This is a genomic window from Microbacterium sp. CFBP 8794 (assembly GCF_014841235.1).
Classification (GTDB): domain Bacteria; phylum Actinomycetota; class Actinomycetes; order Actinomycetales; family Microbacteriaceae; genus Microbacterium.
Genome location: NZ_JACYTT010000005.1, coordinates 152,260 through 170,443, shown reverse-complemented (window position 1 = coordinate 170,443; position 18,184 = coordinate 152,260). Strand labels below are relative to the sequence as shown.

The window sequence follows — 18,184 nt, the reverse complement described above, 5'->3', positions numbered from 1 at the left end:
CGGGAGCGTGCGTCAGCGGGCGAGCGCCTCGTCGACGAGGGCGATGACGTTCTCGGTCCCGACCCGGATGCCGGTGCGCGCGGCCGCGGAGCGCATGGTGTTGCGGCGCTCGTCGTCGCGCAGCAGCGGCACCACCTCGCTCCGCACGCGCTCGGGGGTGAGGTCCGCGTCGTCGATGAGCAGGGCAGCGCCCGCGCGGACCGCCGCCGCGGCGTTCAGCCGCTGCTCGCCGTTGCCGACGGCGTAGGGAACGTACACGGCGGGGATGCCGAGAGCGCTGATCTCGCTCACGGTGGCCGCACCCGAGCGCGAGACGATGAAGTCGGCGAGGGCGAACGCGAGGTCCATGCGGTCGACGTACCGCACGACGGCGTACCCGTCGACGCCGGGGTCGGGCAGGTCGGAGTTCTGCCCGGTGACGTGCAGCAGCTGCCAACCGGCGTCGAGCACGTCTCGCCATGCCTCGCCGAACGCCGCGTTCAGTCGCAACGCCCCGAGCGAGCCGCCGAAGACGAGGAGCGTGGGGCGGGCGGCATCCAACCCGAAATGGGTGGCGGCCTCGTCGCGGAGGGCCGCGGGGTCGAGCTCGACGATCTCGCGCCGCAGCGGCATGCCCACCACGCGCGCGCCGCGCAGCGGTGTGCCCTCGAAGGCCACACCCACCCCTGCCGCCCCCCGCGCTCCGAGCACGTTCGCCAGGCCCGGCTTGGCGTTGGCCTCGTGGACCACGAAGGGCACCCGCTCGCGGCGCGCCGCGACGTACGCGGGGGCTGCGGCATAGCCGCCGAAGCCCACCACGACATCGACACCACGCTCGCGGATCAGGCGGCGCACCACCGCGACCGCCCGCAGGAACTGAGCCGGGAACACGGCCGCTGCCCGGTTGGGTCGACGCGGGAACGGCACCTTCGCCACCGTGAGCAGCTCGTAGCCCCGCAGCGGCACGAGGCGGGCCTCGAGACCCTCGCGGGTGCCCAGCACCAGCACGTCGGCCGACGCATCGCGCGCGCGCAGACCGTCGGCGACGGCGAGGAGGGGGTTCACGTGCCCGGCGGTACCGCCGCCGGCGAGGAGGTAAGTCGTCACCGTACGACCCTAGCCAGAACCGCGGAGCGTTCCGCGCGAGGCGGACGCCGGGTGCGCTGTTCGCCTGCTCAGCGACGCGGGAGCGCGTTCCGGGCGGCGCGGGGCGGACGCCGGGTGGGCTGTTCGCCTACTCAGAGACGCGGGAGCGCGTTCCGGACGGCGCGGTGCGGCCCGGCGCCGACTCCCCGCGTCTCAGCGCGTGCGGGTCTTCGTCGCCGGGGCGGTCGCCGCACGGCGCCGCGGGGCGCGCGCGGGAAGCTCGGCGACGGCGCGGCGGTCGGGCAGCGTGCGCGCGCACGACAGCAGCACGCCGCAGGCGATGAGCACCGACAGCAGCGAGGTTCCACCCTGCGACATGAACGGCAACGGCACACCCAGCACGGGGAACACGCGCAGCACGACCGCGACGTTGATCAGGGCCTGGCCGATGATCCAGATGGTGATCGCGCCGCACACGATGCGCACGAACGGGTCGTCGGTGCGGCGGATGATGTGGAACGCCCCCACGGCGAAGAGCGCGAACAGCGCGAGCACGACGATGCAGCCGATCAGACCGAGCTCCTCGCCGACGATGGCGAAGATGTAGTCGTTCGCCGCGGCCGGGAGCCAGTCGTACTTCTCGGCCGAGTTGCCCAGGCCCACCCCGAACACTCCCCCGGCGGCCAGACCCCAGATGCCGTGCAGCGGCTGGTAGCAGTCGCCGAGGTAGTTCGCGATGCAGTCCTGGTCGAGGAAGCTCATGATGCGCCGCATGCGGTCGGCGCTGGTGATGGCGAGCATCGCCACCGCCCCGATCGCACCGATCGCCGGCAGCAGGAAGATGCGCAGTCGCACCCCCGAGAAGAACAGCGCCCCGAGCAGCACGAGCACGAGGATCATCGCGGTGCCGAGGTCTTTGCCCCCCATGACGGTGGCGATGACGAGCGCCCCCACCGGAACGATGGGGATGAAGACGTGGCGCCAGTTGCCGAGCAGCGTCTGCTTGCGGAAGAGCACGTAGCCCAGCCACAGCGCGAGCGCGAGTTTGAGGAACTCCGCGGGCTGGGCCTGGATACCCGCGAGGTTGATCCAGTTGCGGTTTCCGTTGGCCGAGATGCCCAGCGGGGTGAACACCAGCAGCTGGAACATCGTGGCCAGGATCAAGGCCGGCCACGCCATGCGCTTCCAGAACTTCAGCGGAGCGCGGCTGAGCACGAACATGAGCGGGATGCCGATGACGGCGAACACGCCCTGCTTGAGCACGTGCTCGAACGGGCTCTGCGCGCCGTCGAGGGCCGAGGTGGCCGACAGCACCATCACCAGGCCGAAGCCGGTGAGCAGGAGCGCCGCCGACGTGATGAGCAGGAACTCGCTCGGCACCGGCCGGAAGGCCCGACCGAGCGACACCCGCGCCGCGAGACCCGCGCGGGCGGGCTCGTCGGGGGTCTGCCGGGAACGAGGCGCCGTCGTGGTCACGCGTGTCCCCTCAGTCCTGCGGTCGAGATGGTCCGTCGTCGTGCCGCGAGATCCACGTCCGCACCGCGTCGGCGAAGCGTTCGCCGCGGTCGGAGTAGGACGAGAACTGATCGAACGACGCCGCTGCCGGGGCGAGGAGAACCGTGTCTCCGTCCCGGGCGACGGCCGCCGCCAGTTCCACGACCTGCGCCATGACGTCTTCAGTCTCGGCGTGGTCGACCTCGAACAGCGGCACCGCGGGGGCGTGTCGCGCGAACGCCGCGACGATATCGTCGCGCACCGTGCCGATCACGATCGCGGCGCGCACCGCACCACCGCGGGCGCGGACGAGTTCGCCGAGGTCGACGCCCTTCAGCAGACCCCCGACGATCCAGACCGAGCCCGGGTACGCGGCGAGCGACGAGGCCGCCGCGTGCGGGTTGGTCGCCTTCGAGTCGTCGACCCAGGTGACGCCCGCGTGGGCGCCGACGACCTGGATGCGGTGCGGATCGAGACGGAACCGCTCGAGCGCGTCGTGGATCTGCGCGGGCGTCGCGCCGAGCGAGCGCGCGAGGGCGCTCGCGGCGAGGATGTTGGAGACGACGTGGGGGGCGGCGAGGCCGCGGGCGGCCAGGTCGGCGACGGTCGTCAGTTCGAGGGCCGAGGTGGCGCGCTCCTCGAGGAAGGCGCGGTCGACCAGGATGCCGTTGACCACACCGACGTCGCTCGGCCCCGGAACGCCCAGGTCGAAGCCGACGGCGCGGGCGCCCTCGACGACCTCGGCGTCTTCGACCATCTCGCGGGTGGCGTCGTCGGCCTTGTTGTAGACGCAGGCCACACGCGTGCGGGCGTAGACACCGGCCTTGGCGTCGCGGTAGGCGTCGGCCCCGCCGTGCCACTCGAGGTGGTCGTCGGCGAGGTTGAGGCACACCGCCGCGTGCGGCGACAGCGCGTCGTCGCCGGTCTGCAGGTTGAGGTACCAGAGCTGGTGGCTCGACAGCTCGACGACGAGCACGTCGAACCCGTTGGGATCGCGCACGGCGTCGAGCACCGGGGTGCCGATGTTGCCCACGGGAGCGGCACGCAGGCCCGCCGCCACGAGCATCTCGGCCGTGAGCCGGGTCGTGGTGGTCTTGCCGTTGGTGCCGGTGATGAGCACCCAGTCGGCGGGGCGGCCGTCGGGACGCACCACCTTGTCGCGCACGCGCCACGCGAGCTCGACGTCGCCCCAGAGCGCGATGCCCTGCTCCTGAGTCCACCGGATGACGGGGTGGTGGGGCGCGAATCCGGGCGAGGCCACGACCACGTCGGGCGCGAACGCGGTGAGCTCGTGCGGGACGGTGTCGAGCGGGCCCTCGTGCAGCCGCACGCCGAGCACGGGCAGCAACCGCGAGTACTCGGCATCCGCCCGCTCGGTCACCACGAGCACGTCGGCGCCCAGCTCGCTGAGCGTGTCGGCGGCCGAGAACCCGGTGACCGACAGGCCGAGCACGACGACGCGCAGACCCTTCCAGTCGGCGTGCCAGCTGGTGAGGGAGGCGAGAGAGGTCATACGCGTGCGAGCCATTCGACGTAGAAGAAACCGATGCCGGAGACGGCGAGGAGCCCCGCGATGATCCACATGCGCACCACGATGGTGACCTCAGGCCACCCCCTCATCTCGAGGTGGTGGTGCAGCGGACTCATGAGGAACAGGCGCTTGCCGCGCGTGATCTTGAAGTACGCGCGCTGCAGGATGACCGACCCCGACGCGATGACGTAGACGCCGGCGATGAGCACGAGCAGCAGTTCGGTGCGGGTGAAGATCGCCATCGCGGCGATGACGCCGCCGATGGCCATCGACCCGCAGTCGCCCATGAAGACCTTGGCCTTGGGGGCGTTCCACCAGAGGAATCCGACCAGGGCGCCCACGAACGACGCCGAGACGATGGCGAGGTCGAACGGGTCGCGGACGGCATAGCATCCGGCCTGCACCGACGCGTCGAGCACGTCAGCGCACATCTGCTTGTTCTGCCAGAAGGCCATCAGGCTGTAGGCGCCGACGACGAAGATGCCCGATCCCGCGGCCAACCCGTCCAGGCCGTCGGCCACGTTGACGGAGTTCGACGCCGCCGTGCCGATGAGCGAGATCCACGCGAGGTACAGCAGCCACCCGAGGATCGGGCCGAGGGCGAACAGCGACAGCACCTGGATGTCGCGGAAGACCGAGATGTACTCGGACGCGGGGGCCTGGCCGAAGGCGTTCCGGGCGTTCAGCGCCACGATCGCGAAGGGGACGACGACGATGACCTGGCCGGCGATCTTGCGCCAGCCCGAGAGGCCGAGACTGCGCTGCTGGCGGATCTTCATGTAGTCGTCGATGAAGCCGACCACGCCGAAGCCGAGCATGAGCCACAGCACGAGCAGGCCCGAGATCGTGGGCGGGTTGTTGCCCGCGTACGAGCCGATGAAGTAGCCGATCATCGTGCCGAGGATGAAGATCGTGCCGCCCATGGTGGGCGTGCCGCGCTTGGCCCCGTGCGAGGGGTTGTGCACGTTCTCGGGCGTGCGGATGACCTGACCCCAGCCCCACTTCCGGAACCACCGGAGGAACACCGGGGTGAGGAAGAGGGTGAAGGCCAGCGAGATCGCCGCCGACGTCAGAAGTGATCTCACGCGAACAAGTCTCCCAGACGGTCGCCGAGATGCCGGAGCCCCGCCGAGTTCGACGACTTCACCAGCACGCGGTCACCGTCGCGCAGTTCGGTCGAGAGGTAGTCGTAGGCGGCGTCGGCGTCGGCGAAGAAGACCGCCTCGCCGTCCCAGGACCCCTGGGCGATGGCCTCGAGGAACATGCGCCGCGCCTCGGGCCCCACGATGACGATGCGCTGGATGCGCAGGCGCACCGCGAGCAGGCCCACGCGATCGTGCTCCTCGTCGGCGTACTCGCCGAGCTCGCTCATCGCGCCGAGGACCGCGACCGTGCGCTCGTCGGGCCCGGTGATCTGCGCGAGGGTGCGAAGAGCTGCGGCCATGGAGTCGGGGCTGGCGTTGTACGCGTCGTTGATGATGCGCACCCGGTCGGAGCCGAGCGGCTGCATGCGCCACCGCTCGGCGATCTCGACGGTCTCGAGTCGCGCGATCGCGTCGGCCGCCGACACGCCCAGGGCGATGGCCGCCGTGAGGGCCGCGAGGGCGTTCATGACGTGGTGCTCGCCGAGCACGTGCAGTGTGAGGGTGTGGGGCTCGCCGTCGACCAGCAGATCGGCGCGGGTGCCGGATGCCGAGACCTCGACGTCGACGGCCCGCACCTGCGCGCGCTCGCCCCGGCCGAACCACCGCACCTCGAGGTCGCGCTCGCGCGCGATCGGCTCCATCGCGGCGACCCGGGGGTCGTCGGCGTTGAGCACGGCGAGGCCGCCGGGACGCGTCGCCCGCACGAGCTCGCTCTTGGCGTGGAAGGTCGACTCGATGCCGCCGAAGCCCCCGGCGTGCGCCATGCCGACCATCAGCACGACGCCGATGTCGGGGGTGACGAGGCCGGCGAGGTGGGCGATGGCCCCGGGGCCGCTCGCGCCGAACTCACTCACGAGGTAGCGGGTGTCGTCGGTGACGCGGAGCATCGTGAGAGGAGCGCCGACCTCGTTGTTGAACGAGGCGCGGGGCGAGACGGTGTCGCCCTCGTCGGAGAGGATGCGGGCCAGCAGGTTCTTGGTCGTCGTCTTGCCGTTGGAGCCGGTGATGCCGACGATCCGCAGGTCTCCCCCGGCGCGCACGCGACCCACGACGTCGCGGGCGAGGTCGCTGAGCGCGGCCACGGCGTCGGCGACGACGATCTGGCTCACCGCGTCGTCGAGCTCGCGTTCCACGATCGCCAGCGCCGCCCCGCGCTCGACCGCGGCGGCGACGAACAGGTGGCCGTCGGTGGCCTCGCCGGGCTTGGCGACGAAGATGCCGCCGGGCTCGATCAGGCGCGAGTCGGTGTCGACGTCGCCCGAGACGGTGGTGTCGGGGGTGTCGGTGCCGCGGACGACGAGGCGCCCGCCGAGCACGTCGGCGAGGTGGGAGAGGCTGGTGGAGATCATTGCTGTGCGGACGCCCTTTCCGTGTCGCATTCGTTACCGAGACGAGACCGGCGTCGGCGGTGTCTCAGCCGAACTTGGGCAGTTCGGGGGTCGTGGTTCCGGACGGGATCACGCGGTAGGTCTTGAGAACCTGCGTGAGGGCCTTCTGGAACGCGGGGGCGGTGGCCGCCGACGATTTTACCGTCCGCGGTTCGTCGAGGTTGACCGCGACGACGTACTGCGGGTCGTCGGCGGGGGCGAAGCCGATCATGGTCGTGAAATACGCGTCGGGCTTGTACGCCCCGGTGTTCTCGTCGACCTTCTCGCCGGTTCCGGTCTTGATCGCGATGCGGTAGCCGGGGATGGCGATCTTCGAGGCCAGCTCCCCCTGGGTAGCGACGTTCTCGAGCATGAGCGACACCGCCCGCGCGGTGTCGGTGGAGACCACCTGCGTGCCCTCGGTCGACGGGACGTCGGTGACGGTGCCGTCGGCGGCGGTGCACCCCTCGACCAACGACAGCGGCATCTTGAGCCCGCCGTTGGCGATGGTCTGGTAGGCGCCCACGAGCTGCGGCACGGTGACCGACAGGCCCTGACCGAAGGTCGTGTTGTAGAAGGTCTGCGTGTCCCAGTCCTGGGCCGGGTGCAGGATGCCGCCGGATTCGCCCGGGAAGTCGATCGCGCTGAGCGAGCCCATGCCGAACTTCTGCAGGTAGTCGTAGCGCGTCTCTTTGGGGATCATCTCGCCGAACTTCGAGATGCCGACGTTCGAGGAGTCGATGAGCACGCCCGCGGGCGTGTAGACGTTGGGGCCGTGCGAGAACGCGTCGGAGACGCGGGCGTCGCCGCCGAGCACCTCGCGCGACGACGCGGTGACGGTCGTCTCGGGCGTGTACGAGCCGCTGTCCAGACCGATCGCGGTGGTGAGCGCCTTGAACGTGGAGCCCGGCTCGAAGGGGCTCGAGAACGCCCGGCTCCCCCGGTCTTCCGACGGGGTCGCGGTGGGGTTGTTCGGGTCGACGGTGGGGTACTCCGCCAGCGCGCGGATCTTGCCCGTCTTGGCCTCGACGACGGTGATCGTGCCGCGCAGCGATCCCGTGTTCTGCACCTGCTCGGCGATGAGCTGGCCCATGTACCACTGCAGGTCGCGATCGACGGTGAGCTTGAGCGTGCCGCCGTCGACCGCGGGCTCGGCCACGGTCTCGGTGCCCGGCAGCACCACGCCGTCACGGCTCTGCTGGAAGACGACCTTGCCGTTGGTGGAGGCGAGGCAGTCGTTGTCGGCCGCCTCCAGCCCGGCGAGGGGCTGACCGTCGCTGCCGACGAAGCCGATGAGGTTTCCGCCGACGGCGCCGTCGGGGTACACGCGGCCGGCCTGGGGCGGGAAGCTCAGGAACGGCAGACCGAGGGCGACCAGCGCGCGGTACTGCTCGGTCGAGACGTTCTTGGTGATCATCGCGTAGCGCGAGTCGGGGTTCTCGGCGACGGCGTCGGTGACGCTCGCCTCGACGTCGGCGGCATCCTGCCCCGTGACGGCCGCGATCTTCGCGGCGATCTCGGGCCATCCCGTCGTGGTCTCGTTCTCGTCGTCGTCGCGGGTGGTCACGCCCTTGATCGCGAGCATGGGGTCGACCTGCACGTCGTAGCGGTTCACGCTCGACGCCAGGATCACGCCGTTCTCGTCGACGATCGAGCCGCGCGAGGCGTACTCGACGCGGGAGTTCTGGAGCCCCATGGCGAGCGAGTCGTCGACGTGCTCCTTCGCGTTGACGACCTGGATGTCGACGAGGCGCACCACGAAGGCGAGCAGGACGGTGAGGACGATCGCGAGAGCGACGACGGTGCGACGCCGAGGGGACCGGTGGGTAGTCGTCGTCATGGGTCTCATCGTGTCGCGGGAGTCGGCAGACCGTCGCTGATCGACGGGGGTGTCGCCGATTCGGCGGGGGGCGTGGCGTCGGTGGGGGCCGCCGGGTCCGTCGGCGCCGCCGCCGCCGGGTCCGTCGGCGCCGCCGCCGCGGGGTCCGTCGGCGCCGCGGCCGCGGGGGCGACGGGCGCCTGCGGGTTGGTCACGAGCGGCTTGTCGGCGATCAGGGCGTTGCGCACCGAACCTCGGCCCATGGCATCCACCGACGAGACGGCGTCCGCGGGCTTGTCGCTACCGATGACGGCGCCGTCGCTCAGGCGCAGGTAGGTCGGCGACTCGTCGATGACCATGCCGAGGGCGGCGGCATTGGCCGCGAGGTACTGGGGCGAGCTGAGCCCGGCGTTGTCGTCGGCGAGGATCTGCTTCTGGTACGTCAGGTCGCGCTGCTGCTGGGTGAGCGACGCGATCTCGAACGAGCTCTGAGTGGTCAGGATGCCGAGACCCATCTGCACGAGCACGATGGCCAGCGCGCCGGTGACGGCGATCACGCCGAACAGGCGGCGCGGAGCGCGGCGACGCGCGGGGGCGACGGCGTGGAGTCGGCGCGGTTCGCGCACCGGCGCCGGGAAATCCGGGAGGAAGTCCGCATCGACGGTCTGGGTGGCACTCATGCGTCCTCCTGGATTCGCTCGGCCGCGCGCAGACGCACGGGGGTGGCTCGGGGGTTGACGGCCCGCTCGTCGTCTCCGGCGAGCTCGGCTCCGCGGACGAGGAGGCGGAACTTCGGCGCGTGCTCGGGCAGCTCGACGGGAAGCCCCCGGGGGGCGGTCGAGGTCGAGGCGTCGGCGAACACCCGCTTGACGAGGCGATCCTCGAGCGACTGGTACGACAGCACGACGATGCGCCCGCCGACCGAGAGGGTGCCGAGGGCCGCGGGAATCGTGCGTTCGAGGACCGAGAGCTCGGCGTTGACCTCGATGCGCAGCGCCTGGAAGACGCGCTTGGCGGGGTGGCGCTCACGCAGCACGGCGGCGGGGGTCGCGGCCTGCAGCACGTCGACCAGCTGACCCGAGCGCTCCAGGGGCGCGAGGGCGCGAGCGGCGATGATCGCCCGGGCGTAGCGGCCGGCGAGCTTCTCTTCGCCGTACCGCTCGAAGATGCGACGCAGATCGCCCTCGCCGTAGGTGGCCACCACGTGCGCGGCGGTGATGCCGCTGGTCTGGTCCATGCGCATGTCGAGCGGGGCGTCCTGCGCGTAGGCGAAGCCGCGGGAGGCCTCGTCGAGCTGCAGCGACGAGACTCCGAGGTCGAAGAGGATGCCGTCGACCTTCTTCACCCCCGCGGATGCCACGGCCTCGGCGATGCCGTCGTAGACGGTGTGCACGAGGGTGACGCGGTCGCCGAAGCGGGCCAGCCGCTCCCCCGCGATGCGCAGGGCGTCGGTGTCGCGATCGAGGCCGATCAGGCGGGTCGTCGGGAAGCGCTCGAGGAAGGCCTCGGAGTGCCCGCCCATGCCCAGCGTGCCGTCGACGAAGACGGAGCCGGGGCGCTGGAGCGCGGGCGCCAGCAGCTCGGCGCAGCGTTCGAGAAGAACGGGGGTGTGGATGTCGCGGATGTCCATGATGTCGGGCTCCGAAACCTCGGGCTCTGATGCCCATCCGCAGGACCTGGCGCCGGGGAAGTGCGTCAGGGCGTGCGGCTGGACATCACAGCCGGAGGGTCAGAACAGTCCCGGGATCACCTCCTGCTCCATCTCGGCGTACGTGTCTTCGTTGCTCTCGGCGTAGGCGTTCCAGGCCTCGGCATCCCAGATCTCGGCGTGGGCGCCGACACCCGTGACGACCAGCTCGCGACCGAGCCCGGCGTAGGCGCGCAGCGCCGGGGGAACGGTGATGCGGTTCTGGCTGTCGGGCTTCTCGGCGCTGGCCCCCGAGAGGAACATGCGCAGGAAGTCGCGGGCCTGCTTGTTGCTGAGCGGGGCCTCGCGGATCCGCTCGTGCACGCGCTCGAATTCCTCGGTGCTGAACACGTAGAGGCAGCGGTCCTGCCCCCGGGTGATCACCACTCCGGCTCCGAGATCGTCACGGAACTTCGCGGGCAGGATGACGCGCCCTTTGTCGTCGAGCTTGGGGCTGTGCGTTCCGAGCAGCATTCGAGCGTCCACCCCCTTCGTCCGGCCAGCGAAGTTTCCCCCACTTTACTCCACTGCCCTCCACTTAGCTATCGAATCCTGCGATCTTCCGCGAAGGAATGCCGCCGTGTACTGTTGCTGGCCCTCCCTCGACGGCGCGACGAGATCCGCGTCTTTCCGCGGCTCGAGAACGGTCGAACACCGTGTGAAGACGGCCGGTGGAGCAAAAGGGAGGGGGCACGGCGAAAAAGGGGCACTCCCCCACTCGCCCCATTCCGTCGCAACCCGCTCCCCGGGCGCACGAAAAAGCACCGGCTCGGAAGAGCCGGTGCTGATTCAGGATGCGGGAGGGTCAGTGCCCTTCGCGGCGGCGGTCCCACCGATCGTTCATGCGGTCCATGAACGACGTGCTCGCCGCGCGAGGGGCGCGTGCACCCGGTGCGGAGGCGACGGGCGCCGTGGGAGCGGAGCCGCGCATCGGCGTGACGGCGAAGACGACGCCGCCCACCATGAGCAGGAATCCGACGACCCCGATGGCGATGCCGAGGAACCCGGTGTTGAAGCCGATCGACACACCGACCACCAGCGCTCCGAGCCCCGCGAGAACGAGGATCGAGCCGAGGACGATGTTGCGATAGCTCAGGGCGCGACTGGGGGCGGTGACGACATCGGTGTCGTTGCTCATGAGATGGCGCTCCATCTCATCCAGCAGACGCTGCTCCTGTTCGGAGAGTGGCATGCATCCCCCTCTGTTGTTCGGTGCGGACGATTCTACGCGCGGCGTGGATCACTAGGCTAGGCCCGTGCCAGCCTCCCCGGAACCGATCGAAGCTGTTTCCCAGCGACTCGACAAGTTCCTCTCTGATCAGCTATCGTACGCGGCCATGCTCGGCCCCGAGGCCGAAGCGCTCACCCGCTCCGGTGCCGCCGCCCTCCGCGGCGGAAAGCGCCTGCGCGCGCGCTTCTGCCTCACCGGCTGGCGCGCGGTCGACGAGCTCGACCACCCCGAGGCGCACGGCCTCGACGACGCCGCCCTCGCGGTGGCGTCGTCGCTCGAGGTGTTCCACGCCGCGGCCCTCGTGCACGACGACCTCGTCGACAACTCCGACACGCGACGGGGTCAGCCGGCCGCGCACCGCGCCCTGCAGAACGCGCACGGCGAAGCCGGGTGGACCGGCGACCCCGAGACCTTCGGACGCTCGGGCGCCATCCTGTTGGGCGACCTCCTCGTCGCCTGGAGCGACGACCTGCTCGAAGAAGGACTCGACGGAGCCGCGACCGCCGGCGCCACCCGGCGGGCTTACGCGCGGATGCGCCGCGACGTCACGATCGGGCAATTCCTCGACGTCGCCGAAGAGTCGGCCCACGTCGTCTACCCCGACGACACCCACGCCGAGCGGGCACTGCGTATCGCGTCGTACAAGTCGGCGCGCTACAGCATCCAGCAGCCGCTGCTCATCGGCGCGGAACTCGCCGGGGCCGACGACGCGCAGCTCGAGGCCCTCGGGCATTTCGGGCACGACGTGGGAATGGCCTTCCAGCTGCGCGACGACGTGCTGGGCGTGTTCGGCGACAGCGCCGTCACCGGCAAGCCCGTCGGCGACGACCTGCGCGAGGGCAAGCGCACCGTGCTCGTCGCCTACGCCCGGGAATCGCTGCCCGAGGCCGAACGCCGCGAGATCGACGCGTTGCTCGGCGACGCCACCCTCGACGCCGACCGGATCGCGGGCCTGCAGCGCACGATCGTCGACACGGGCGCGTTGGCTCGCACCGAGGAGCTCATCGCGGACTACGCCCGTCGGGCCGACGCCGCCCTGACCGACACGCGCCTGGGCGCCTCGGCCGTCGGCGAACTGCGTGCGTTGGCGCGGGCGGCCACCGAACGCTCCGCCTGACGCGGCGACATCCGGCGCCCGAGCGGGCGGTGGGCTCAGGCGAGCGACGCCGCGACGCGGCGCACTTCGCTCTTGCGACCGGTGCGCAGCGCCTCGATGGGGGCGACGCCGATGCTGTCCTCGGGCGTCAGCAGCCAGTCGATCGTCTCGTCCTCGTCGTACCCGGCGTCGTGCAGCACGATGATCGTGCCGCGCAGCGACGCGAGGGGACGACCGTCGACCAGGAAGACCTCGGGAACACGCAGCGCACCGTGCCGACGCGAGCCGACCAGGTAGTTCTCGTCGAGCAGACGACGCACCCGGCCGAGGGGCTCGTCCAGGATCTCCACCAGATCGGGGAGGGTCAGCCAGGCGGTCTCATAGGGGGAAGTGTCGGTCACGATGCCACTATCTCACCCTCCGCGCCGGCCGTGGTGCCGGCGCCGCCAGGCCCGGGCGGGTCACACGCGTCACACGAGCCCCACGCGTTGACATCTCTCACAGCCCGTGCGAGCGTCGAAGGAAGTCGGAAGAACGGACATCCCCCACCATGCAACGACTCCCCTCTCTCGCCGCGCCGGCCCCGGCCGCATCGACGCCGCCCACCGCGAAGATCTCCCCGGCAAAGCGGGTCGCCGCGATCTGGCCGGCCGCGGTGGCCGGTTCCATCGCCTTGGCCCTCACGGGCGAGCACGCCGCGCACGCGACGCCACCCGCCCCGCCCCTCGCGGCGCTGCCGCCGGCCCCCCGCGCGCTCGACGTCCCCGCCACGGCCGCGCTCGCGGCATCGGCCACCTACACCGTGCAGGCGGGCGACACCGTCTGGGGCATCGCCCGTGCCCACGGCCTCGACACCGCGGCGGTGCTCGCGGCCAACGGGCTCGACGCCTCCGCCGTCATCCGCCCCGGGCAGGTCCTCGCCCTCGTCGCCGCGGCCGCGCCGCCGGCGGCTCCCGCTGACGCCCCGACGCCCACCTACGAGGTGCGCCCGGGAGACACCGTCTCGGCGATCGCCGCCGCCCACGGCGTCTCGATCGACGTCGTCCTCGCCGCCAACGACTTCACGCGTTCGTCGATCATCTACCCCGGCGAGGTGCTGCGGATCCCCTCCGGCTCCGCTCCGGCGGCTCCCGCCCCGGCGGCGCTCCCCCCGGCGACCGCTCCCGGACTCGACGCCGAGCAGTCCGAGAACGCGCGCCTCATCATCCGGATCGGGCGGGAGCTCGGCGTGTCGGATCACGGCATCCGGATCGCCCTCGGCACCGCGATGCAGGAGTCGTGGCTGCGCAACCTCGACGGGGGCGACCGCGACTCGCGCGGTCTCTTCCAGCAGCGGCCCAGCACGGGGTGGGGCTCGCCCGAGCAGATCCTCGACCGCGACCGATCGACCCGGGCCTTCTACGGCGGATCCGCCGACCCCAACGGCTCCGACACACGCGGACTGCTCGACATCGGGGGCTGGGAGCAGCTGTCGTACGCCGACGCGGCTCAGGCCGTGCAGATCTCGGCCTACCCCGATCGCTACGCGCAATGGGAGCAGCCCGCGACCACCTGGCTCGCCGTTCTCGACTGAGGTGGCGGTGAGCCGTTGCCCGGGCTCCCAGGGGGCGCTCCGTAGACTCGACCCGTGAGCACGAGTCAGCAGGCCGACCCGCTGATCGGCCGTCTCGTCGACGGCCGGTACCGGGTCCGCGCGCGCATTGCGCGCGGCGGCATGGCGACCGTGTACGTCGCGACCGATCTGCGCCTCGAGCGCCGCGTCGCGCTGAAGGTCATGCACGGGCACCTCAGCGACGACACGGTGTTCCAGAGCCGGTTCATCCAGGAGGCCCGCTCGGCGGCGCGCCTGAGCGACCCGCACGTGGTGAACGTCTTCGACCAGGGCCAGGACGGCGAGATGGCCTACCTGGTCATGGAGTACCTGCCCGGCATCACGCTGCGCGAGCTTCTGCGCGAGCACAAGCGCCTCACCGTCGATCAGACCCTGACGATCATGGATGCCATCCTCTCGGGGCTGGCCGCCGCGCACCGCGCCGGCATCGTGCACCGCGACGTGAAGCCCGAGAACGTGCTGCTGGCCGAGGACGGCCGCATCAAGATCGGCGACTTCGGTCTCGCCCGAGCCACCACGGCGAACACCGCCAGCGGCGCCCAGCTGATGGGGACGATCGCCTACCTGGCTCCCGAGCTGGTCACGCGCGGCACCGCCGACGCCCGCAGCGACATCTACTCGCTCGGCATCATGCTGTACGAGATGCTCACCGGCGAGCAGCCCTACAAGGGCGAGCAGCCGATGCAGATCGCCTACCAGCACGCCACCGACTCCGTGCCCCGCCCGAGCGCGAAGAACCCCTCCGTCCCCGAGCAGCTCGACGAGCTCGTCCTGTGGTCGACCGAGCGCGAGCCCGACGACCGGCCGCTCGACGCCGCGGTGATGCTCGAGCGCCTGCGCGCCGTCGAGAAGGAACTGGGCCTCGCCCCGCAGGTGGCCCGCGCCGTCTCGGTCGGCACGACGAGCCCGGCGACCGCGGCGGAGTCTCGAGAGCTCACCAAGGTGCTGCCGCAGACCGCGTCCCTGCCGTCGGCGCCCGCCGACGAGCCCGACAACGCCGCCCGGCTCCGCACGAAGACCCGCCGCCGCACCGCCCGCGGCATCTGGATGCTCATGCTCGTGCTGCTGCTGGCCACGGGCGCCGCCGGCACGGGCTGGTACTTCGGTTCCGGCCCGGGATCGCTCGTCGCCGTGCCCGACGTCTCGCAGCGCAGCTACGCCGACGCCGAGGCCCTGCTCATCCAGGAGCACCTGCGCGGACAGGCGCAAGAGGTCACCGATCGTGAGATCCCGGCGGGAACGACCGTCGGAACAGATCCGGCCGCGGGAGAACGACTCGACAAAGACACGGTCGTCACCGTCTTCGTATCGATCGGGCCCGCGACCCATCAGATTCCCGAGCTGGCCGGAAAGAGCGCCGACGAGGTCACCGGCATCCTGCAGGCGGCCGTCGTGGGCGTCGGCGACCCGACGCGGGAGTTCGCGGATGCCGGCGACGGCACCGTGCTGTCGGCGTCGGTCATCCCCCGCTCCGGCGCGAACGCGATCGACTGCACCTCGGGCTGCACGGTCTACGAAGGCGACGCGGCCTCACTGGTCGTCTCGCTCGGGCCGATCCCCGACGTCACCGGCCGCTCGCAGTCGCAGGCCGAGCGGGCGCTCAACGCCGTGGGACTCGAGACGTCGACGACCGAGGAGTACAGCAACTCCGTGGCATCCGGGAACATCATCGGCATCGGCGACCGCGACGGCGGCGGCAACTGGCGCCCCGGCGACACCGTTCCCCTGACTGTCTCGATCGGGCCGCGCCCGGTGGAGATTCCCGGCAACATCGTGGGCATGACGATCCGCGACGCGGTGAACGCGCTCGAGAACCTCGGATTCCAGGTCAACGCGGGCATCGACGACGGCACACTGCCGCTCGGGTTCAAGTACTGGGACATCTACAAGGTGCGCGCGACGAACCCGAAGGCCGGCGGCACCGCGCCCCAGGGCTCGACCATCACCCTGACCCCGACGCTGTAGCGCGCGGGTCCGTGCGCTGATCAGCGGGCGCGGGCTGCGACACCACACGCACACGCACGACGCCCCCGACCACAGCGGATCGGGGGCGTCGAGGCGACGGAGACGCGGCTCAGCGCTTCTCGAGCTCCTCGGCGACGAGGAACGCCAGCTCGAGGCTCTGCCGGTGGTTCAGACGCGGGTCGCACAGGCTCTCGTAGCGGGTCGCGAGGGTGGCCTCGTCGATCATCTCGGAGCCGCCCAGGCACTCGGTGACGTCGTCGCCGGTCAACTCGACGTGGATGCCACCCGGGTGCGTGCCGACGGAGCGGTGCGCCTCGAAGAACCCGCGCACCTCGTCGACGACGTCGTCGAAGCGACGCGTCTTGTAGCCGGTGGGCGTGGTGATGCCGTTGCCGTGCATCGGGTCGGTCACCCAGAGCGGCGTGGCGCCCGAATCGCGGACGGCCTCGAGCAGCGGCGGCAGGGCGTCGCGGATCTTGCCGGCGCCCATGCGCGTGATGAACGTCAGGCGGCCGGGCTCGCGCTCGGGGTCGAGCTTGTCGATGAGGGCGAGCGCCGTCTCGGCCGTCGTGGTGGGGCCGAGCTTGACGCCGATGGGGTTGCGGATCTTCGAGAAGTAGTCGACGTGCGCGCCGTCGAGCTCGCGCGTGCGCTCACCGATCCACTGGAAGTGCGACGAGGTGTTGTACGGCATGCCCGTGCGCGAGTCGATGCGCGTCATGGGGCGCTCGTAGTCCATGAGCAGACCCTCGTGGCCGGTGTAGAACTCGACGCGCGTGAGCTCGTCGAAGTTGGCGCCGGCGGCCTCCATGAACTTGATCGCGCGGTCGATCTCGGTCGCCATGCTCTCGTAGGCCTGGTTGGCCGGGGTGCTGGCGAAGCCCTTGTTCCAGCTGTGCACCTCGCGCAGGTCGGCGAAGCCGCCCTGCGTGAACGCGCGGATCAGGTTCAGCGTCGAGGCGGCCGTGTGGTAGCCCTTGAGCAGCCGCGCCGGGTCGGCCTTGCGGGACTCCTCGGTGAAGTCGTACCCGTTGACGATGTCGCCGCGGTAGGCGGGCAGCGTCACGTCACCGCGCGTCTCGACGTCGCTCGAACGGGGCTTGGCGAACTGGCCCGCCATGCGGCCCATCTTCACCACCGGCATCGACGCCCCGTAGGTGAGCACGACGGCCATCTGCAGGACCGTCTTGATGCGGTTGCGGATCTGCTCGGCGGTCGCGCCGGCGAACGTCTCGGCGCAGTCACCGCCCTGCAGGAGGAACGCTTGACCGGCGGCGGCGCGCGCGAGGCGATCGCGCAGATTGTCGACCTCGCCGGCGAAGACCAGCGGCGGGAGGGTCGCCAGCTCTGCGGATGCCGCGTCGACCGCGGCCTCGTCATACCACTGGGGCTGCTGCTTGATGGGCAGGGTTCGCCAGTGGTCGAGGTCGTGGAGCTGCTGATTCACCCCTGAAGTCTAGTGGCGCGCCGCGGGCGCCTTCGCCGCCTGCGCGGTGGCCAGGCGGTCCTTCACGGTCGACGCGTACACGTCTTCGTACCGCTGTTCGCCGAGGCGCTGCAGCGCCACCATGATCTCGTCGGTGACCGACCGCAGCACGTAGCGATCGCCCTCCATGCCCTCGAAACGCGAGAAGTCGAGCGGCTCGCCGATGACGATGCCGACGCGTCCCACCCGCGGCAGGCGCTGACCGATGGGCATGACGGCGCCGGTGTCGACCATGACGACCGGGACGACGGGGACGCGCGCCTCGAGCGCCATGCGCGCGATGCCCGTGCGACCCCGGTACAGGGTGCCGTCGGGGCTGCGGGTGCCCTCGGGGTAGATGCCGAGCAGCTCGCCCCGGCCGAGCACGCCGAGACCGGTGTTGAGCGATGCCTCCGACGCCTTGCCGCCGGAGCGGTCGATGGGCAACTGGCCCGTGGCGGTGAAGAACAGGCGGGTGGCCCAGCCCTTCAGACCGCGCCCGGTGAAGTAGTCGCTCTTGGCGAGGAAGGCCATGCGCCGGTCGATCATCAGGGGCAGGAAGATCGAGTCCGAGAACGACAGGTGGTTGCTGGCGAGGATCGCCGCGCCCTCGACGGGGATGTTTCGCCGGCCCACCATCCACGGGCGGAAGATCGCCTTGATGATCGGTCCGATCACCACGTACTTCATGAGCCAGTAGAACATCG

At 71.1% G+C, this 18,184-nt stretch carries 16 protein-coding genes; 3 read left to right on the top strand and 13 right to left on the bottom strand.

Translation table 11 applies throughout. From position 1 onward, the window contains the following. Nucleotides 1-12 precede the first annotated feature (12 nt). From IFU19_RS14770 to IFU19_RS14725, 10 genes are all read right to left on the bottom strand, one after another. Nucleotides 13-1,086: a UDP-N-acetylglucosamine--N-acetylmuramyl-(pentapeptide) pyrophosphoryl-undecaprenol N-acetylglucosamine transferase gene (locus tag IFU19_RS14770; protein ID WP_055937381.1), complete on the bottom strand. Its 1,074-nt coding sequence runs from the start codon at nt 1,084-1,086 to the stop codon at nt 13-15. A 192-nt stretch (nt 1,087-1,278) separates the two neighbouring features. Then, on the bottom strand, nt 1,279-2,541 hold the full coding sequence (ftsW, locus tag IFU19_RS14765; RefSeq protein WP_055835531.1) for a putative lipid II flippase FtsW: 1,263 nt from the start codon (nt 2,539-2,541) through the stop codon (nt 1,279-1,281). Between the two features lie 10 nt (nt 2,542-2,551). Next, a complete protein-coding gene (murD, locus tag IFU19_RS14760; RefSeq protein WP_192212069.1) occupies nt 2,552-4,072 on the bottom strand; it encodes a UDP-N-acetylmuramoyl-L-alanine--D-glutamate ligase in 1,521 nt (506 codons plus the stop codon). Continuing rightward, nucleotides 4,069-5,175 carry a phospho-N-acetylmuramoyl-pentapeptide-transferase gene (gene mraY / locus IFU19_RS14755; RefSeq protein WP_055835525.1) on the bottom strand — a complete coding sequence of 369 codons (1,107 nt, stop codon included), beginning with the start codon at nt 5,173-5,175 and terminating at the stop codon, nt 4,069-4,071. The genes murD and mraY overlap by 4 nt, the downstream gene beginning before the upstream one ends. After that, nucleotides 5,172-6,584: a UDP-N-acetylmuramoyl-tripeptide--D-alanyl-D-alanine ligase gene (locus IFU19_RS14750; RefSeq protein WP_055835523.1), complete on the bottom strand. Its 1,413-nt coding sequence runs from the start codon at nt 6,582-6,584 to the stop codon at nt 5,172-5,174. Before IFU19_RS14750 ends, mraY begins: the two co-directional genes overlap by 4 nt. 64 nt (nt 6,585-6,648) lie before the next feature. Next, nucleotides 6,649-8,442 carry a peptidoglycan D,D-transpeptidase FtsI family protein gene (locus IFU19_RS14745; protein WP_070408129.1) on the bottom strand — a complete coding sequence of 598 codons (1,794 nt, stop codon included), beginning with the start codon at nt 8,440-8,442 and terminating at the stop codon, nt 6,649-6,651. Nucleotides 8,443-8,447: 5 nt separating this feature from the next. Continuing rightward, nucleotides 8,448-9,101, bottom strand: coding sequence for a hypothetical protein (locus tag IFU19_RS14740; RefSeq protein ID WP_192212068.1), 654 nt, complete (start codon nt 9,099-9,101; stop codon nt 8,448-8,450). Next, the gene (gene rsmH, locus IFU19_RS14735; protein ID WP_192212067.1) at nt 9,098-10,051 is read right to left on the bottom strand and encodes a 16S rRNA (cytosine(1402)-N(4))-methyltransferase RsmH; all 954 of its coding nucleotides are present in this window, start codon (nt 10,049-10,051) and stop codon (nt 9,098-9,100) included. Before rsmH ends, IFU19_RS14740 begins: the two co-directional genes overlap by 4 nt. A gap of 99 nt (nt 10,052-10,150) precedes the next feature. Further along, on the bottom strand, nt 10,151-10,582 hold the full coding sequence (gene mraZ, locus IFU19_RS14730; RefSeq protein WP_055835511.1) for a division/cell wall cluster transcriptional repressor MraZ: 432 nt from the start codon (nt 10,580-10,582) through the stop codon (nt 10,151-10,153). 331 nt (nt 10,583-10,913) lie between these two features. After that, on the bottom strand, nt 10,914-11,300 hold the full coding sequence (locus IFU19_RS14725; RefSeq protein WP_055937361.1) for a DUF3040 domain-containing protein: 387 nt from the start codon (nt 11,298-11,300) through the stop codon (nt 10,914-10,916). 64 nt (nt 11,301-11,364) lie between these two features. On the opposite strand from IFU19_RS14725, the gene IFU19_RS14720 reads away from it, so the two are divergent. Continuing rightward, on the top strand, nt 11,365-12,456 hold the full coding sequence (locus IFU19_RS14720) for a polyprenyl synthetase family protein (RefSeq protein WP_055835505.1): 1,092 nt from the start codon (nt 11,365-11,367) through the stop codon (nt 12,454-12,456). 35 nt (nt 12,457-12,491) lie between these two features. Here IFU19_RS14720 and IFU19_RS14715 read toward each other — a convergent pair whose 3' ends face one another. Next, nucleotides 12,492-12,836 (bottom strand): Rv2175c family DNA-binding protein, encoded by a 345-nt coding sequence (locus tag IFU19_RS14715; RefSeq protein WP_192212066.1) that lies wholly within the window; start codon nt 12,834-12,836, stop codon nt 12,492-12,494. Nucleotides 12,837-12,985: 149 nt separating this feature from the next. Between IFU19_RS14715 and IFU19_RS14710 the strand changes: the two genes are divergently transcribed. Both IFU19_RS14710 and pknB read left to right on the top strand, forming a co-directional pair. Continuing rightward, nucleotides 12,986-14,008: a lytic transglycosylase gene (locus tag IFU19_RS14710; RefSeq protein ID WP_192212065.1), complete on the top strand. Its 1,023-nt coding sequence runs from the start codon at nt 12,986-12,988 to the stop codon at nt 14,006-14,008. Between the two features lie 54 nt (nt 14,009-14,062). Continuing rightward, nucleotides 14,063-16,012 (top strand): Stk1 family PASTA domain-containing Ser/Thr kinase, encoded by a 1,950-nt coding sequence (gene pknB, locus IFU19_RS14705; RefSeq protein ID WP_055835496.1) that lies wholly within the window; start codon nt 14,063-14,065, stop codon nt 16,010-16,012. A gap of 109 nt (nt 16,013-16,121) precedes the next feature. Here pknB and IFU19_RS14700 read toward each other — a convergent pair whose 3' ends face one another. Both IFU19_RS14700 and IFU19_RS14695 read right to left on the bottom strand, forming a co-directional pair. After that, nucleotides 16,122-17,459 carry a class II 3-deoxy-7-phosphoheptulonate synthase gene (locus IFU19_RS14700; RefSeq protein WP_055835493.1) on the bottom strand — a complete coding sequence of 446 codons (1,338 nt, stop codon included), beginning with the start codon at nt 17,457-17,459 and terminating at the stop codon, nt 16,122-16,124. Between the two features lie 9 nt (nt 17,460-17,468). Next, complete coding sequence (locus IFU19_RS14695) at nt 17,469-18,182, bottom strand: lysophospholipid acyltransferase family protein (protein ID WP_070408134.1); 714 nt, start codon at nt 18,180-18,182, stop codon at nt 17,469-17,471. Nucleotides 18,183-18,184: the final 2 nt, after the last annotated feature.

Excerpts from the sequence above, each read along its gene's own strand:
- murD (WP_192212069.1), bottom strand. The coding sequence starts at position 4,072 with ATGACCTCTCTCGCCTCCCTCACCAGCTGGCACGCCGACTGGAAGGGT.
- IFU19_RS14750 (WP_055835523.1), bottom strand. The coding sequence starts at position 6,584 with ATGATCTCCACCAGCCTCTCCCACCTCGCCGACGTGCTCGGCGGGCGC.
- IFU19_RS14745 (WP_070408129.1), bottom strand. The coding sequence starts at position 8,442 with ATGACGACGACTACCCACCGGTCCCCTCGGCGTCGCACCGTCGTCGCT.
- IFU19_RS14740 (WP_192212068.1), bottom strand. The coding sequence starts at position 9,101 with ATGAGTGCCACCCAGACCGTCGATGCGGACTTCCTCCCGGATTTCCCG.
- rsmH (WP_192212067.1), bottom strand. The coding sequence starts at position 10,051 with ATGGACATCCGCGACATCCACACCCCCGTTCTTCTCGAACGCTGCGCC.
- mraZ (WP_055835511.1), bottom strand. The coding sequence starts at position 10,582 with ATGCTGCTCGGAACGCACAGCCCCAAGCTCGACGACAAAGGGCGCGTC.
- IFU19_RS14725 (WP_055937361.1), bottom strand. The coding sequence starts at position 11,300 with ATGCCACTCTCCGAACAGGAGCAGCGTCTGCTGGATGAGATGGAGCGC.
- IFU19_RS14710 (WP_192212065.1), top strand. The coding sequence starts at position 12,986 with ATGCAACGACTCCCCTCTCTCGCCGCGCCGGCCCCGGCCGCATCGACG.
- IFU19_RS14695 (WP_070408134.1), bottom strand. The coding sequence starts at position 18,182 with ATGTTCTACTGGCTCATGAAGTACGTGGTGATCGGACCGATCATCAAG.